The sequence below is a fragment of the Pseudoxanthomonas suwonensis genome (assembly GCF_010093235.1).
In the GTDB taxonomy this organism is placed as follows: Bacteria; Pseudomonadota; Gammaproteobacteria; order Xanthomonadales; family Xanthomonadaceae; genus Pseudoxanthomonas; species Pseudoxanthomonas suwonensis.
The window spans coordinates 1-983 of record NZ_PDWP01000060.1; the positions used below are offsets into that span (position 1 = coordinate 1).

At 56.5% G+C, this 983-nt stretch carries 2 protein-coding genes; both read left to right on the plus strand.

From position 1 onward, the window contains the following. Window positions 1-216, plus strand: a 216-nt coding sequence (locus CSC68_RS15840; RefSeq protein ID WP_211365777.1) for a hypothetical protein, incomplete at its 5' end; no start/stop codon positions are given. Between the two features lie 106 nt (window positions 217-322). Beyond that, window positions 323-919, plus strand: a complete 597-nt coding sequence (locus tag CSC68_RS15745) for a hypothetical protein (RefSeq protein ID WP_162204537.1) — start codon at window positions 323-325, stop codon at window positions 917-919. Window positions 920-983 lie beyond the last annotated feature (64 nt).

Consider the following 983-nt stretch of genomic DNA (forward strand, 5'->3'; position numbering starts at 1 on the left):
TGCCGGTGCGCGTGGCAGCCGAATGAGGCTCAGCGGGCGAGCTGGCTGATGGAAAAGATGACGAGGAGGAAGGAGCTGGCCACCAGCATGTACGGCGTCACCGGCGCGCCTAGGCAGATCCAGGCGAACATCGCGCCCACTCGCCGCCCCAGACATGTCACGGTGGCAGTGCGCGAGGCGCTGCGGATGGGGAGAAGGGCGGAGAGGAAGAGGTAGGGAAGGAGGAAGGGGAGGGGGGAAAAGGGAGACGAAAAAAACAGGAGGGAGAGGAGGAGGGAGTAAGGGGAGGAGTAGGGGGGGGGGGGAAGAGGAAAAAAACAGCGTGAAGAGGATGGGGGGAGGGAGGAAGGGGGAGAGAGGGGAGGAAGAAACGCACCTCACCTACCGGGACCCTGGTGGAACCGAGGACGGGGAAGGACGCGACAAAGGATGCCCCGGCCGGCGGTTCACGCCAGGAGAAGGGAGGGAGGGAGGAGAGGAGGGGGAGGAGAAAGGAGAGGGAGAGGAAGGGGAGGGAGGAGAAGGAAGAAGGGGGGAGGAGGGAAAGAAAGAGGAAAAAGAGAGGGGGGGAGAGGCAGAGAGAGGAGGAAAAAAAACAGAAGGGGGAGAGGAAGAAGAGAAGAGAGAAAGGGAAGAGAGAAGAGGGAGAAAGGAAGAGAGGAGGAGGGGGAAAGAGGAGAGAGAAAGAAGAAAAAAAGAAGGAGAGGAAGGGGAAAAGGGGGAAGGGAGAAGGAAGAGGGAAGGAGAGAGAAAAGAAGAGGGTGAAGAGATGAGAGGGAAGAGGGAAGGAGAGCAGAAGGAAAAAGGGGAGGATGGGGAAGGAGGGGGGGCGGAGAAAAAGATAAGAGAACAGGAGAATACGGAGAAAATAGTAAGCCGGCTACAGCATGAAACAAAAAAAAAAAATACACACAGGTAGCGACAGCGTATCAGATAAGTGTATACAACAGTAATAAGAGGTAGTAGTGTACAGAAATGTAAGA